Annotated in this window: 15 protein-coding genes and 1 riboswitch; of the genes, 6 read left to right on the top strand and 9 right to left on the bottom strand. The window is 70.7% G+C overall.

Going from position 1 to position 14,154, the window contains the following annotated elements; translation table 11 throughout:
• Nucleotides 1–15 precede the first annotated feature (15 nt).
• On the bottom strand, nucleotides 16–1,263 hold the full coding sequence (locus ACFWPS_RS19075) for a YncE family protein (RefSeq protein WP_383706501.1): 1,248 nt from the start codon (nucleotides 1,261–1,263) through the stop codon (nucleotides 16–18).
• Between the two features lie 175 nt (nucleotides 1,264–1,438).
• On the opposite strand from ACFWPS_RS19075, the gene ACFWPS_RS19070 reads away from it, so the two are divergent.
• A complete protein-coding gene (locus tag ACFWPS_RS19070; protein WP_383706499.1) occupies nucleotides 1,439–2,104 on the top strand; it encodes a TetR/AcrR family transcriptional regulator in 666 nt (221 codons plus the stop codon).
• A 78-nt stretch (nucleotides 2,105–2,182) separates the two neighbouring features.
• Here ACFWPS_RS19070 and ACFWPS_RS19065 read toward each other — a convergent pair whose 3' ends face one another.
• The gene (locus tag ACFWPS_RS19065; RefSeq protein ID WP_383706567.1) at nucleotides 2,183–3,412 is read right to left on the bottom strand and encodes a glycosyltransferase; all 1,230 of its coding nucleotides are present in this window, start codon (nucleotides 3,410–3,412) and stop codon (nucleotides 2,183–2,185) included.
• Nucleotides 3,413–3,639: 227 nt separating this feature from the next.
• Between ACFWPS_RS19065 and ACFWPS_RS19060 the strand changes: the two genes are divergently transcribed.
• Nucleotides 3,640–5,619, top strand: coding sequence for an RICIN domain-containing protein (locus tag ACFWPS_RS19060; protein WP_383706497.1), 1,980 nt, complete (start codon nucleotides 3,640–3,642; stop codon nucleotides 5,617–5,619).
• Nucleotides 5,620–5,687: 68 nt separating this feature from the next.
• Here the strand turns inward: ACFWPS_RS19060 and ACFWPS_RS19055 are convergent, their stop codons facing one another.
• Both ACFWPS_RS19055 and ctaD read right to left on the bottom strand, forming a co-directional pair.
• On the bottom strand, nucleotides 5,688–6,023 hold the full coding sequence (locus ACFWPS_RS19055) for a hypothetical protein (protein ID WP_383706495.1): 336 nt from the start codon (nucleotides 6,021–6,023) through the stop codon (nucleotides 5,688–5,690).
• Nucleotides 6,020–7,615: a cytochrome c oxidase subunit I gene (gene ctaD, locus ACFWPS_RS19050; protein WP_383706493.1), complete on the bottom strand. Its 1,596-nt coding sequence runs from the start codon at nucleotides 7,613–7,615 to the stop codon at nucleotides 6,020–6,022. Before ctaD ends, ACFWPS_RS19055 begins: the two co-directional genes overlap by 4 nt.
• A gap of 105 nt (nucleotides 7,616–7,720) precedes the next feature.
• On the opposite strand from ctaD, the gene ACFWPS_RS19045 reads away from it, so the two are divergent.
• Nucleotides 7,721–8,263 carry an RNA polymerase sigma factor gene (locus ACFWPS_RS19045; protein WP_383706491.1) on the top strand — a complete coding sequence of 181 codons (543 nt, stop codon included), beginning with the start codon at nucleotides 7,721–7,723 and terminating at the stop codon, nucleotides 8,261–8,263.
• Nucleotides 8,256–9,230, top strand: coding sequence for a CU044_5270 family protein (locus ACFWPS_RS19040; RefSeq protein WP_383706489.1), 975 nt, complete (start codon nucleotides 8,256–8,258; stop codon nucleotides 9,228–9,230). The genes ACFWPS_RS19045 and ACFWPS_RS19040 overlap by 8 nt, the downstream gene beginning before the upstream one ends.
• 12 nt (nucleotides 9,231–9,242) lie before the next feature.
• On the opposite strand, the gene ACFWPS_RS19035 is transcribed toward ACFWPS_RS19040, so the two are convergent.
• The 3 genes from ACFWPS_RS19035 to ACFWPS_RS19025 form a co-directional block, all read right to left on the bottom strand.
• Nucleotides 9,243–10,091, bottom strand: coding sequence for a bifunctional 5,10-methylenetetrahydrofolate dehydrogenase/5,10-methenyltetrahydrofolate cyclohydrolase (locus ACFWPS_RS19035; RefSeq protein WP_383706487.1), 849 nt, complete (start codon nucleotides 10,089–10,091; stop codon nucleotides 9,243–9,245).
• A gap of 26 nt (nucleotides 10,092–10,117) precedes the next feature.
• Nucleotides 10,118–10,200, bottom strand: a riboswitch (ZMP/ZTP riboswitch).
• Between the two features lie 16 nt (nucleotides 10,201–10,216).
• Nucleotides 10,217–10,384, bottom strand: a complete 168-nt coding sequence (locus tag ACFWPS_RS19030) for a hypothetical protein (RefSeq protein ID WP_383706485.1) — start codon at nucleotides 10,382–10,384, stop codon at nucleotides 10,217–10,219.
• On the bottom strand, nucleotides 10,372–10,737 hold the full coding sequence (locus ACFWPS_RS19025) for a nuclear transport factor 2 family protein (protein WP_383706483.1): 366 nt from the start codon (nucleotides 10,735–10,737) through the stop codon (nucleotides 10,372–10,374). Before ACFWPS_RS19025 ends, ACFWPS_RS19030 begins: the two co-directional genes overlap by 13 nt.
• 173 nt (nucleotides 10,738–10,910) lie before the next feature.
• Between ACFWPS_RS19025 and ACFWPS_RS19020 the strand changes: the two genes are divergently transcribed.
• The gene (locus ACFWPS_RS19020) at nucleotides 10,911–11,207 is read left to right on the top strand and encodes a hypothetical protein (protein ID WP_383706481.1); all 297 of its coding nucleotides are present in this window, start codon (nucleotides 10,911–10,913) and stop codon (nucleotides 11,205–11,207) included.
• A gap of 159 nt (nucleotides 11,208–11,366) precedes the next feature.
• Here ACFWPS_RS19020 and ACFWPS_RS19015 read toward each other — a convergent pair whose 3' ends face one another.
• Together ACFWPS_RS19015 and ACFWPS_RS19010 are read right to left on the bottom strand one after the other, a co-directional pair.
• Nucleotides 11,367–13,133 (bottom strand): ABC transporter ATP-binding protein, encoded by a 1,767-nt coding sequence (locus tag ACFWPS_RS19015; protein WP_383706479.1) that lies wholly within the window; start codon nucleotides 13,131–13,133, stop codon nucleotides 11,367–11,369.
• 78 nt (nucleotides 13,134–13,211) lie between these two features.
• Nucleotides 13,212–13,793 (bottom strand): rhodanese-like domain-containing protein, encoded by a 582-nt coding sequence (locus ACFWPS_RS19010; protein ID WP_383706477.1) that lies wholly within the window; start codon nucleotides 13,791–13,793, stop codon nucleotides 13,212–13,214.
• 71 nt (nucleotides 13,794–13,864) lie between these two features.
• Here ACFWPS_RS19010 and ACFWPS_RS19005 point away from each other — a divergent pair, with 71 nt between their 5' ends.
• Nucleotides 13,865–14,152, top strand: a complete 288-nt coding sequence (locus ACFWPS_RS19005) for a metal-sensitive transcriptional regulator (RefSeq protein ID WP_361291823.1) — start codon at nucleotides 13,865–13,867, stop codon at nucleotides 14,150–14,152.
• The last annotated feature ends 2 nt before the right edge of the window (nucleotides 14,153–14,154 follow it).

Genomic DNA, 14,154 nt, shown 5'->3' with positions numbered 1-14,154 from the left:
GGTTTTGATGATCCGTCAACTGCCGGTGGCACCGGTCCAGCCGGCCTGTACATGGCCGAGCCGGACGCGCTGCGGGTGGTCGCCGACCGCGACCGAGGTCACCTTCTGGCCGGTGCCGAAGTCGATGGCCGTCACCTGGTCGGCGCCCGCCTCGGAGATGATGCAGTCCTTGCCGTCACCGCTCACCGTCGCCCAGTACGGGGTGGACGCGGTGACCAGCGGACCCTCCTGGAGGGTGGTCCGGTCGACGATGGTGGCGTAGTTGTCCATCGTCCCCGCGACGCACAGCTTGGTGCCGTCCGGCTTCATCGAGATGCCGTGGTGGCGCGAGTCGAGGAGCCAGGTGGTGCGGTCGGTGCTGGTCGCCGGGTTCGCCGGCAGCGTCTTCACCCGGGTGATCTTGTCGGTGGCGATGTCGTACTCCAGGAAGCCGTTGAAGAACGACACCTGGAAGTACATCTTGGACCAGTCGGGCGTGAAGGCCGCGGGCCGGACCGCGTCCGAGAAGTTCGTCAGGCCGATCGCGTCCAGCCGGTCCCGCATGTCGATGATCTTGACCTGCTTGTAGGTGGTGGCGTCCGCGACGGTGATGTGCCGGTCGCCCTTCGTCCAGTCCCAGATCGGGTCGTCGAGCGAGGTGGTGACCTCGCCGATCGCCATGTTCCAGATGTACTTGCCGTCGGGGCTGAAGACGTTCTCGTGCGGCTTGTCACCGGTGGCGAACTCGCCCAGTTCCTTGCCGGTGTTGATGTCCAGCACCTGCACCTTGTTCGCGGTGGAGGCCGAGACCGCGACCTTCGTGCCGTCGGGGGAGACGGCCATGTGGTCGGCGCGGTAACCGGCCACCGGGAACCGCCAGTTGATCGTGTCGGTGGCGAGGTCGATGGAGACGACGTCGGCGAAGCTCGGGCGCGAGACGACCACGGACTTCCCGTCCGGCGTGGAGTACATGTCGTCCACGTACTGGTCGTGGCCCTGGCCGACCTCGTTCCGGATCGACGTGTAGTAGATCCACTTGATGGGGTCGGCGTTGATCTCGGCGATCCGTGCGTCCTTGTCGGGGATGACGTTGAGCTGGCCGACCTTGGCGAAGTCGCCGGTCGAGTTCAGGACGGTCGCGGTGCCGTCCCAGTTGTTGCCGACGAACAGCACCTCGCGCAGGGACGCGTCGGCCGCGGCGGTGGCGGCGGTCGCGGGTGCGGCGACGGTCAGGACGAGGGCGGCGGCTACGGAGCAAAGGTGCCTGGGTCTGAAGGCAGGCATGGCTGCTCTCTCCTCTGAGGGGGGTGGGGACGCGCCCGCGCGGTCACAGGGGCACGGAATCTGAACACGGGTGCGTTCAAAGTGAACTTACTGAAAAGTAAGGAGGGGGTGGCTGAGTCCACAAGAGGCGTACGCGAGAAAATTGGCCATCGGGCGGTTGACGGAGGGGGCAATCTTGGCGGGCAGGCTCAAGGCACCGACGGGTCGCTACGGCGGCCGGTCCGCCGAGGAACGCAAGGCCGAGCGGCGCCGGCGCTTCCTGGACGCGGCGCTTCAACTCTTCGGCGACACACCGGGGTTTCGCGCCACCACCGTCGCCGCGCTCAGTCAGGCGGCGGGTCTGTCGACCCGTCAGTTCTACGAGGAGTTCCGCACACTGGAGGACGTGCTCGCCGCGTTGCACCTGGAGGTCAACGGATGGGCGGAGGCGGCGGTGGCGGCGGCGTTCGCGGAGGCGGAGCCGCTGCCGCTGGTCGAGCGGGTGACGGTGCTGTTCCGGGCCTACGCCCGTGATGTCACCTCCGACCCCCGGCGTATCCGTATCGCCTTCGTCGAGATCATCGGCGTCAGCACCCGGCTGGAGGAGCAGCGGCTGGCGCGGCGGGCGCGGTGGGTGGAGCTGATATGCACCGAGGCGAACGCGGCGGCGGCGCGGGGAGATGCGGCGCCGCGGGACTACCGGCTGGCGGCGACTGCGTTCATCGGCAGCGTGAACGGGTTGCTGCACGACTGGAGTGCGGGGTGGGTGGACGCGAGTCTGGATGACGTAGTGGAGGAGTTGGTGCGGTTGTTGGTGGGGATACTGCGGCCGGAGGGGTGGAAGCCGGGGGGATCGCGGTAGTTGTGTGCCTGCGGGTGCGTTGTGGCTGGTCGCGCAGTTCCCCGCGCCCCCAAACGGGGCGCTCTCGCCTCCCGGCGCCTAGAAGGCCAGCCCGTCCAGCGCCCCGACCACCGGAGCCACGCCGTCTTCCGCTCGGATTCTGCGGCCCAACTCGGCTGCTCGCTGGGTGAGTTCGGGTCGTTCGGTCGCTTGGTGGAGCGCATGCGCCAGTGTCTCCACGCGCAACCCCCGCAGCGGAACAACAGTCGGCGCCACCCCGAGGCCCACGAGTCGTGCCGCCCAGAACGCCTCGTCGAACTGGATCGGCAGGGGTACCGCCGGCACCCCGGCCCGTAGGCCTGCCGCCGTGGTGCCCGCGCCCGCGTGGTGGACCACCGCCGCCATGCGGGGGAACAGGGCCGAGTGCGGCATCTCGCCGATGGTCAGCATGTCGTCGCCGTCGGCGGTCAGGCCGCCCCAGCCGCTCTGGATCACCCCGCGCAGCCCGGCCCTGCGCAGCGCCGTCATGACCTGCCCGCTCAGCCGCCTCGCGTCGGGCACCGTGGCGCTGCCCAGGCCGACGAACACCGGCTTCGGCCCGGCGTCCAGGAACGCCCGTACGTCGTCGGGGAGTCGGGCCTCGGCGTCGTAGGGCCACCAGTAGCCGCACACCCCGAGGCCCCGGCGCCAGTCGCGGGGGCGGGGGACCACCTGCGGGCTGAAGCCGTGCTGGACGGGCCACAGCCGGCGCTCCCTGGCCCGGCGGGCGGCGCCGGAGCGCTGCGGGGGCAGGGTCAGGCGGGCGCGCAGCGCGGGGACGGTGGATGCGAAGACCTGTTCCACGGCCAGGTTCACGCCGTGTCCGGCGATCCGGTTCCCGGTGGCGCCCCAGGTGCCGCCGCCGAGCACGGGCGGCGCGAACTCCCGGGTGGCGGCCAGTGGTTGGAGGTAGACGCCCATGCTCGGCAGTCGTAGCCCCTCCGCGATCGTGTGGCCGATCGGGGCCAGGGAGCCGGACAGCAGCAGTACGTCGCTGGCCTGTGCGGCCGCGAGCAGGTCGTCCGTCATCCGTCCGACCAGCCGGCGGGCCAGCTCCACCACCCGCAGCAGTTTGCCGACCCCGCTGGTGCTGCGATGCAGCCCGCGTCCCCGGGTGGACTCCAGCTCGGTCCGGGGGTCGACCGGCAGGGGGTGGAAGCCCACTCCGGACCCTTCGACCAGCCCCGCGAAGCGGCCGTGTGTGACCAGGGTGACCTCGTGTCCGGCACGGCTCAGCCCGTACCCGAGTCCGGTGTAGGGGGCCACATCGCCCCGCGAGCCAGCCGTCATGATCGCTACGCGCACGACCAGCAGTATGGCGGCGAGCGTGCCCCGGCGGGGTGAACGACGCGAAGGCAAGGGCGACTTCACGCCTGTCACAGCCGTTGACTTCACCCTCCGGCGGCTCTACGGTCGGCGCGCGACATGTTCGGAACATCGATCCATGTTCGCAATATCGAACATGACGCCGAGTGAGTGAGCCGTAACCCCCTCGTGCACCCCCGTGGAGGAGCCGCATGTACCCCCCGCCCAGATCGACCGGCAGCGGTCTCGTACGACACCTGTGGGCCGCTGTCGTACGCACCCTCGCCCTGACCCTGACGGCCGCGGCCGCGCTCCTCTTCGCCACCCCGGGCCCGGCCCAGGCGGCGACGGTTCCGCAGGTCTCGGTGCCCACCGCCCCGATGGGCTGGGCCTCCTGGAACAGCTTCGCGGCGAAGATCGACTACGACGTCATCAAGGCGCAGGTCGACGCGTTCGTCGCGGCCGGTCTCCCGGCCGCCGGCTACAAGTACATCAACATCGACGAGGGCTGGTGGCAGGGCACCCGGGACAGTGCCGGCAACATCACCGTCGACACCAGTGAATGGCCCGGCGGCATGAGCGCCATCGCCGACTACATCCACAGCAAGGGCCTGAAGGCCGGCATCTACACCGACGCGGGCGCGAACGGCTGCGGCTACTACTACCCGACCGGCCGTCCCGCCGCCGCCAACACCGGCAGCGAGGGGCACTACGCCCAGGACATGCTCCAGTTCTCGGAGTGGGGCTTCGACTTCGTGAAGGTCGACTGGTGCGGCGGCGACGCCGAGGGCCTGGACGCGGCCACCACGTACAAGTCGATCAGCTCGGCCGTCGCCACGGCCGCCGCCACCACGGGCCGCCCACTGACCCTGTCCATCTGCAACTGGGGCTACCAGAACACCTGGAACTGGGCGACGGGCCTCGCCCCCATGTGGCGGACCAGCACGGACATCTACTACTACGGAGGCACGGCGTCCCAGTCGAGCGTGCTCTCCAACTTCGACCAGACCCTGCACCCGGCCGCCCAGCACACCGGCTACTACAACGACCCCGACATGCTCACCGTCGGCATGTCCGGCCTCACGGCAGCCCAGAACCGCACCCACATGGCCCTCTGGGCGATCTCCGGTGCCCCGCTGCTCGCCGGCAACGACCTGACCACGATGACCAGTGAGACGGCCGCCATCCTCAAGAACTCCGACGTCGTCGCAGTCGACCAGGACCCGCGCGGCCTGCAGGGCGTCAAGGTCGCCGAGGACACCACCGGCCTCCAGGTCTACGGCAAGGTCCTCGCCGGCACCGGCAACCGTGCGGTCGTCCTCCTCAACCGCACCTCCTCCGCCCAGAACATCACCGTCCGCTGGGCCGACCTCGGCCTGACCGGCGCCTCCGCGACGGTCCGCGACCTGTGGGCGCAGACGAACCTCGGCTCGTACGCGACGAGTTACACCACCAGCGTCCCGGCCGGCGGCTCGGTGATGCTCAAGGTCAGCGGCGGTACGGAGGCGGCGAGCACCAGTTACAGCGCCACCTCCACCGGCAAGTACAGCGGGGTGAGCGCCGCGAGCACCGGCCTGGCCGTCGTCGACGTCGCCTACACCAACACCGGCTCGACCGCGGTCACCGGCACCCTCCAGGTCAACAGCCAGACCGCCACGACGGTCTCCTTCCCGCCGACCGGGTCCGCGCAGGGCACCGTGTCGGTGCAGGTCGACCTGAGCAAGGGATCCGGCAACTCGCTCACCTTCACCGGGAGTTCGCTTCCGGCGCTCGGCTCGGTCGCGGTGAGCCCGATCCCCGGCACCAACGGCACACTCGTCGTGGGCAAGGCCTCCAGTCGCTGCGCCGACGTCTACAACAACACCATCACCAACGGCACCCAGGCCGAGATCTGGGACTGCAACGGCGGCCAGAACCAGGCCTGGACGTACACCTCGCGCAAGGAGTTCGTGGTCTACGGCAACAAGTGCCTGGACGCCAACAACTCGGGCACCACCAACGGCACCAAGGTCATCATCTGGGACTGCAACGGGCAGAACAACCAGAAGTGGAACGTCAACTCGGACGGGACGATCACCAACGTCAACGCCGGGTTGTGCCTGGACGCGTACAACGCGGCCACGGCCAACGGGACCTCGCTGGTGCTGTGGGCCTGCAACGGCGGGACCAATCAGCAGTGGAGTCAGAGTTGAGTCGCTAGTTGTTCGGGTGCGGGTGGGCTGTGGCTGGTCGCGCAGTTCCCCGCGCCCCTATGGGGCGCTTATGCAGAGAGCGTCAGAAGAGCTGTTGCCGTCAGTAGCACGCAGATCAGCAGGAGGCCGGCCAAGAGGCGTTGGCGCAGGGACTGGTATCTGATCTCGTAGTCACGTCTCAGCTGCTCCCCGCGCTCCGTCGTGCGCCGCCAGGACGTTCTGGCCAGGTCCAGGTATTCGGCCTCGAAATGGCATTCAAGATCGGCCCGCTGGGTGTCCGTGAGCCAGCCGATGCGGTCTGCCAGTCGAGCCGCCGCCCTGCGGCCCTCCTCTCTGGTCGCCGCCAGGAGCAGATGTCCCTCGATCTGCGCGACGAGCGCCCGTTCCTCCTCGTTCACGCTCATCGCGCACTCAACTCCCGTTCCACGCAGTGGTGCAGGTCGAACGCCGGTGACTCGCTGCGGATCCGGGGCAGGGTGACGAAGTTGTGGCGCGGGGGAGGGCACGACGTGGCCCACTCCAGGGAACGGCCGTAGCCCCACGGGTCGTCGGACTCGACCTTCGTCCCGTACTTGGCCGTCTTCCAGACGTTGTAGAAGAACGGGAGCAGGGACGAGCCCAGCAGGAACGAGAAGATCGTCGAGACCGTGTTGAGCGTGGTCAGGCCTTCGACCGCCAGGTAGTCGGGGATCCGGCGTTGCATGCCTTCGGCGCCCAGCCAGTGCTGGACCAGGAACGTGCCGTGGAAGCCGGTGAACAGGGTCCAGAAGGTGATCTTGCCGAGTCGCTCGTCCAGCATCTTCCCGGTGAACTTGGGCCACCAGAAGTGGAATCCGGCGAACATCGCGAAGACGACCGTGCCGAAGACCACGTAATGGAAGTGGGCGACGACGAAGTACGAGTCGGAGACGTGGAAGTCGATCGGCGGGGACGCGAGCATCACGCCGGTCAGGCCGCCGAAGACGAAGGTCACCAGGAAGCCCGTGGTCCAGAGCATGGGCGTCTCGAAGGACAGCGACCCCTGCCACATGGTGCCGATCCAGTTGAAGAACTTCACTCCTGTCGGGACGGCGATCAGGAAGGTCATGAAGGAGAAGAAGGGGAGAAGCACGCCTCCCGTGACGTACATGTGGTGGGCCCAGACGGTGACCGACAGACCCACGATCGCGATGGTGGCCGCGACCAGGCCCAGGTAGCCGAACATCGGTTTCCGCGAGAAGACCGGGATGATCTCCGAGATGATCCCGAAGAACGGCAGGGCGATGATGTACACCTCGGGGTGGCCGAAGAACCAGAAGAGGTGCTGCCAGAGCAGTGCTCCGCCGTTGGCCGCGTCGAAGACGTGGGCGCCGAGTTTCCGGTCCGCCTCCAGGGCGAACAGGGCGGCGGCGAGGACGGGGAAGGCGAGCAGGACCAGCAGTGCCGTCAGGAGAACGTTCCAGACGAAGATCGGCATCCGGAACATGGTCATGCCGGGGGCGCGCATACAGATGATCGTGGTGATGAAGTTGACGGCGCCGAGGATGGTGCCGAAGCCGGAGAGCGCCAGGCCCATGATCCACATGTCGGCGCCGACCCCCGGGGTGCGCACCGCGTCGGAGAGCGGGGCGTAGGCGAACCAGCCGAAGTCGGCAGCCCCCTGCGGGGTGAGGAAGCCGCCGACCGCGATGGCGGAGCCGAGCAGGTAGAGCCAGTAGGCCAGCATGTTCAGGCGTGGGAAGGCCACGTCCGGGGCGCCGATCTGGAGCGGCATGATCCAGTTCGCGAAGCCGGCGAACAGCGGTGTCGCGAACATCAGCAGCATGATCGTGCCGTGCATCGTGAACGCCTGGTTGAACTGCTCGTTCGACATGATCTGGAGGCCCGGGCGGGCCAGTTCGGCGCGCATCAGCAGGGCCATCACCCCGCCGACGCAGAAGAACGAGAACGCCGTGACCAGGTACAGCGTGCCGATCGTCTTGTGATCCGTGGTCGTGAGCCACTTGAGGTTCCGCATGCCCCGCCTGTGTCCGGGCCGTGCGCGCCGGTCACACCCGACGGATGCGACGAGCGTCACGGAGACGGGTGTGACGATCGGGAAGGTGCCGGACAAGAACGGGACATGAGCAACGTCGAGATCTTCGCCGCTGCCTATCGCGAGCACTACTGGGCGGTCAGCCGCTATGTCGCGCGGCGACTGGACGGGCGGACCGGCGAGGTGGAGGAAGTGGTGGCGGAGGTGTTCACGGTGGCCTGGCGCCGTCGCGCCGACCTGCCGGCGGACCCGCTGCCCTGGCTGTACGGCGTGGCACGCAACTGCCTCGCCAACGCGGTACGCGGGTACGGGCGCCGGCGACGGCTGCTGGACCGGCTGGGCAACGACGACACCGCGCACCGACGGCACGTCGTGGACAGCCCTGGCGGCGAGCGGCCCGGCGCCTGGGTGCACGAGGCGCTCGTCCGGCTGTCCCCGGCCGACCAGGAGGTGCTGCGGCTGACGGCGTGGGAGGAACTCGGCATCGACGAGGTCGCCGTCGTCCTGGGCTGCGGGAAACGGGCTGCGGCGATGCGGCTGCACCGTGCCCGCCGTCGGCTCAGAGCCGAGATCGACCGACTGCGACCCCCCGCCGCCGAGGCTCTCTCCGAGGGACACCGCCATGGCTGACGAACTCGACCTGCTGCGCGCCGCCGACCCGGCCCCCGCCGCCGGCCCCTACTTCGGCGACGGCCCTCTCGACCACACCGCCGAGCGGCACCTCGCCCGGCTGCTGCGGGAGCCGCGCCCCGTGCGCCGGACCCGGCCGCGGCTGGCGTGGGGGCTGGTCGCGGCCGCCACCGTGGTCGCGACCACGCTGACGCTGCTGCTCGGCGGCTCCGCCGGTACCCCCGCCCTCGCCGCGCCCCGGCCGCTGACCGTCCGCGCCCACTCCGTGCCCGTACCGCTCGCGGACGTGGCCGAACTGGCCGCCGTCGCGGCCCGGGACGGGTCGCCCGCCCTGCGCCAGGGCACCCATGTGCAGTCCTGGAGCCTGGGCATGAGTGACGACAAGCCGCCCGTCACCCTGCCCCAGGAGAGGGTGGTGCGCTGGCGGGCCGACGGCAGCCACACCGAACTGGTCGTGGCCACCGACCCGGGCCGTCCGGGCCGCCCGGTCCTCACCGACGCCGGCGACACACCCCGGCTCGTCGAGGACGGCCATGTGCTCAGCCGGCGGACCTATCCGCCGATGTGGGGCGACGCCCCGCCGCTGGCGGCACCCCCGCACGACCCGGCGAAGCTGCGCACCTACCTCACCGAGCTGAACTACACCGACACCCTCAGCACGCCCGAACTCCTCGACGCGGCGGCGGAGTTGCTGGACAACTGGACGCTCGGCGCCCGGGAGTCGGCGGCGCTGGCCGAACTCTTCGCGAAGGCCGGAGGACTGCGCCCGGTGGGGGAGGTCACCGACCGGCTGGGCCGCACCGGGCAGGCGTACGTCTGCGACGACGGCTCCGGGCTGCGCCGGATGCTGATCCTGGACCCGGCCACCGGGACCGTCCTCGGCATGGAGGCCGTGCTCACCCGGGACGATCCCGAGTACGGCGTGAAGGCCGGGGCCGTCATGCAGTACAGCGCCTGGATGCGCTGAGCGCGCCCCGCGTCAGGCCCCGAGCTGCCGGGCCGCTGCCGTCACCGTCTGCTCCAGCAGCACGGCGATGGTCATCGGGCCGACCCCGCCCGGCACCGGCGTGATCAGCGAAGCCCGCTCGACGGCGGTGTCGAAGTCGACGTCACCGACGTTGCCCTCGTTGTAGCCGGCGTCGAGCACGACCGCGCCCGGCTTGATGTCCTGGCCCCGGATCAGCCGGGGCCGGCCCACGGCGGCGACCACGATGTCGGCCTCGCGGACGGCCGCCGAGAGGTCGCGGGTGCGGGAGTGGCAGTAGGTGACGGTGGCGTCGCGGGCCAGCAGCAGCATGCCGGCCGGCTTGCCCAGGATCGCGCTGCGGCCGACGACCACCGCGCGCTTCCCGGCCGGGTCGACGTCGTACGCGTCGAGCAGGCGCAGGATGCCGCCGGGCGTGCAGGAGACGAAGCCCGGCAGGCCGAAGCTCATCGTTGCGAACGACGCGAAGGTCACGCCGTCCACGTCCTTCTCCGGCGCGATCGCCTCGAACGCGGCCCGCTCGTCGATGTGTTCGCCGACCGGGTGCTGGAGCAGGATGCCGTGCACGGCCGGGTCGGTGGACAACTCCCGCAGTACGGCCACGAGTTCCTCGGTGGTCGTGGCGGCGGGCAGGGCCACGTGCCGGGAGGCGATGCCCGCCTTGCGGCTGCGGTTCTGCTTCATCCGGACATAGGTGACGGAGGCGGGGTCCTCACCGACCAGCACGGTCGCCAGACACGGCGTGACACCGGTCCGTGCGGTGAGGTCGGCGGCCTTCTCCGCGGTCTCCTCGACGATCCGGCGGGCGACGGCGGTTCCGTCAATGAGACGGGCCTGGGTCATGCGGCACACTCCTGAGCCGGTTCGACCTTGATCGCCCAGGCGCACGGCATCGACAGTGCGGACCGCTCCCCGGTGGTGCTCCACCTCAGCGCCAGTCACGGCCCGTCCCCAGCGTAACCGAGCCGTCAGTGCTTCCTGCGGCGGTGCGGCGCCCGCAGGACCGTCCACAGCAGCAGGGCGGGCGCACGGCGACGCGGGCGGCGGGCCTGTCCCAGCGCCGCCCGTGCTGAGAAGGTCCAGGTCAACCGGGAGCTGACCTGGATCCTCGCGGTCCTCCCGACTACTCGTCCCATGCCTGGATCATGATCTGCTCGGCGATCTTGGCGTCGCGCAGCGTGATCATCGACTCGGCGAGCACCCGGACCCCGTCCTCGTACTCGCAGGACTCGCTGAAGGCGGCCTTGTCGCCCTGGACGATGCACTGGTCCAGTGTGTGCGTCATGTCGCGGCTGTAGACGTCGTCCAGCAGTGCGGCGATGTCCTTGCGGCCGTGCAGGACCTTGGGATGGCTGGGCTGGGTGTTGCGGTCGATGATGCGGATCTCCGCGTCGTCCGCGTAGAGCGCCAGAAGGCTGTTCCCGGTGTTCCCCTCTATGGCCCGGCGCAGCGTGGCGGTGTCGAACGTGGAACCGGTCGCGGTGCCCATGGTGACCTCCTGCGGGAGCCCGCGACCCGATGCGGAGCGGGCCGCGCGAGCCCCTCACATCGAGCGTCCTCCGCCCCACCGGGCTCGGCAAGCGCAGGCCGCGCACTCCGCCTGACGGGTGAGGGGGACCGGCTGCCCGTGTCCGGCCAGGCGCCGGGGCCGTTGCTGAGGACATGATCTCAACACGACGTATCGTCGCCGCCGTCGGCATCGCCGTCGGGGTCACCGGCCTCGCCGCGCCGCTGGCGAACGCGGCCGACGCGAGCGCGCAGCACCCCGGGAAGCTCACCGCGCTCGGCGTGCTCGACTCGCTCGCCCGCAGTGACATCCCGGCGCCCTACAAGGACGAGATCCCGAAGGTCTCGGAGCAGGTGCAGGGGCTGAACGGAGTCCAGAGGCTGGGCGAACTGCACCAGGTCACCGACCTGGCCGCGCCCGTCATGGGGCTGCTGCCGGCCATCGAGTCCTGACCCCCGCCCGCACCCGGAGGGCCGCCCCGCTTCCGGGGCGGCCCTCCGCCGTATCCGGTCCTCGGACGCCCTACCCGGTCCTCGGACGCCGTACCCGGTCCCCGGAAGCCGTGACCGGTGCCCGGACGTCGTGACCGATGGCCGCCCGGCTCTCGGGTCTCAGTGCTCGGCGGCGAGGAACTGCGTCGCCGCCAGCTCCGCGTACAGCGGGTCCGCCGCCACCAGCTCGCGGTGCGTGCCCACCGCGCGGACCAGGCCCGCGTCCATGACGACGATCCGGTCCGCCATGGTCACCGTCGACAGCCGGTGCGCGACCACCAGCACCGTGGTCGACCGCGCCACATCGGCGACCGTGTCCCTCAGTGCCGCCTCGTTCACCGCGTCCAGCTGCGAGGTGGCCTCGTCCAGGAGCAGCAGCCGGGGCCGGCGCAGCAACGCCCGGGCGATCGCGACCCGTTGCCGCTCCCCGCCCGACAGCTTGGTCCCGCGATGCCCGACCAGCGTCTCCAGCCCCTGCGGCAGCCGGGCGACCAGACCGTCGAGCCGGGTCGTCTTCACCACCCGCGCGACCGCGTCCTCGTCCGCGTCCGGGTTGCCGAGGAGCAGGTTGTCCTTCAACGACCCCGACAGCACCGGCGCGTCCTGCTCGACGTACCCGATGGCCGAGCGCAGCAGCGGCAGTTCCCAGTCGGCGACCGGGCGGCCGTCCACGGCGATCGTGCCGGACTCGGGGTCGTAGAACCGCTCTATCAGCGAGAACACGGTGGTCTTGCCCGCGCCGGACGGCCCGACGAACGCCGTCATGCCCCGCGCGGGGACGTCGAAGCTGACGCCGTGGTGGACGTACGGCAGGTCGTCGGCGTAGCGGAAGCGTACGTCGGTGAAGGCGACCGAGGCCGGTTCGGCGCCGCCGGACGGCAACTCGGCGGGCCGGGAAAGGGGTTCGGCGGGGAGTTGCAGGGCCTCCTGGATCCGGGCGAGCGCGCCGGCGCCGGTCTGGTACTGGGTGATCGCCCCGACGACCTGCTGGATCGGCTGCATCAGATAGAAGACGTAGAGCAGGAACGCCACCAGCGTGCCCACGCCGATCGCACCGGTCGCCACCCGGGCGCCGCCCACCGCGAGCACCGTGATGAACGCCAGCTGCATCGCGAGCCCCGCCGTGTTCCCGGCGGCCGCCGACCACTTGGCGGCCCGCACGCTCTGCCGCCAGGACTCCTCGGCGGCCTCGTGCAGGGCCCGCTCCTCGCGGTGCTCGGCGCCCGACGCCTTCACCGTGCGCAGCGCGCCCAGCACCCGCTCCAGCGAGGCTCCCATCACCCCGACCGCGTCCTGCGCCCGGCGGCTCGCCCGGTTGATGCGCGGCACGATGGTGCCCAGCACGATACCCGCCCCAACGATCACGGCGAGGGTGACGGCAAGGAGCACGGGATCGACCACCCCCATCATCACCACGGTGGCGACCAGGGTGAGCCCGCCGGTGCCGAGCGCGACCAGCGAGTCCGTGGTGACCTCGCGCAGCAGGGTGGTGTCCGAGGTGATCCGCGCCATCAGGTCGCCGGGTTCGGTGCGGTCAACGGCGGTGATCCGCAGCCTGAGCAGATACGACGACAGGGTGCGCCGCGCCCCGAGCACGACCGACTCGGCGGTGCGCCTGAGGACGTACGAACCCAGTGCGCCCACCGCGGCGTTGCCGACCACCAGACCCGCCATGGCGAGCAACTTGGCGGTGATGGAACGGTCGTGGGACAGATCGTCGATCAACCCCCGGGCCACCAGCGGCAGCAGCAGCCCGGTGGCGCCCGTCACCAGCGAGAGCGCCGCACCGGCCAGCAGGGCCCAGCGGTGCGGCCGTACGTAGGAGAGGAGCAGCCGGAACACGGGCTCTTTCGGCTGTGTCGTCGGAACTGCGTCTGCGGTGGTCACGGTGCTCCTCGTCCGGCGGTGGGCGGCGCCCTCCGACGGCCCCAGGCTACGTCGGCCGTTCCCGGTACCGGCGTGCGGTCAGCCGCGGGCGGAACCCAGGGCCGCGAGGGTCGCGTCCAGGTCCGCCGGGCGGGGCCGGTTGTGCGGCAGTCTCGCCAGCAGCGCGGCCATGCCGCAGGTGTCGGTGAGCGCCGAGAACACCAGGCCGCCCGCCACGCCGGCGGACAGCAGCAGCCAGGCCGGGTGCAGTTGCCCGAGGGCCAGCCCGGCGAGGACGGCCGTCCCGGCGGTGAGCCGCACCTGGCGCTCCATGGCCCATGCCGCCCGGGACTCGCCCCGGGGCCGGTGCAGTTCGTGACCGCGCCCGGCCCAGCCGCGGGTGCCGCCGGTGAGGGTGGCCGCCGGGATGCCGTGCCCGGCGAGGACCGTCCGGGCGTTCTCGGCGCGGGCGCCGGAGGCGCAGACGAGGAGCAGTTCGCCGTGCGCCGCGCGGAGCGTGGGCAGTGCCCGGTCCAGGCTGTCCAGCGGGATGTTGTGGGCGCCGGGCAGGTGGCCGGAGGCGTACTCGCCCGGGGTGCGGACGTCGACGACGGTGAGTTCGTGGAGGCGGGCGAGGGCGTGGTCGGGGTCGAGTGTCGGGTGCGAGGGTGTGGTGGGCATGGGGGTGCGATTCTTTCTGGAGGTGATGAGCAACGGGGTAACATACCCCTACGGGTATGTGAGGAGTGATCGTGGAGCTTCAGTTCGAAGGTGATGAGCTCAAGTCGGTGCTGAACCGGCTGCGCCGGGCGCAGGGGCAGATCTCCGGCGTGATCAAGATGATCGAGGAGGGCCGCGACTGCGAGGACGTGGTCACCCAGCTGGCCGCCGCCTCGCGCGCCCTGGACCGGGCGGGCTTCGCGATCATCGCGACCGGGCTCCAGCAGTGCATCGCCGATCCCGGGCGGGGCGGCGCGGACGGCGAGACCACCGAACAGATGAAGGCACGGCTGGAGAAGCTGTTCCTGTCACTGGCCTAGGG

This window comes from Streptomyces sp. NPDC058457, from assembly GCF_042720695.1.
Taxonomy (GTDB): domain Bacteria; phylum Actinomycetota; class Actinomycetes; order Streptomycetales; family Streptomycetaceae; genus Streptomyces.
The sequence above is the reverse complement of the archived record's forward strand: the minus strand, read 5'-3'. Positions and strand labels throughout refer to the sequence as shown.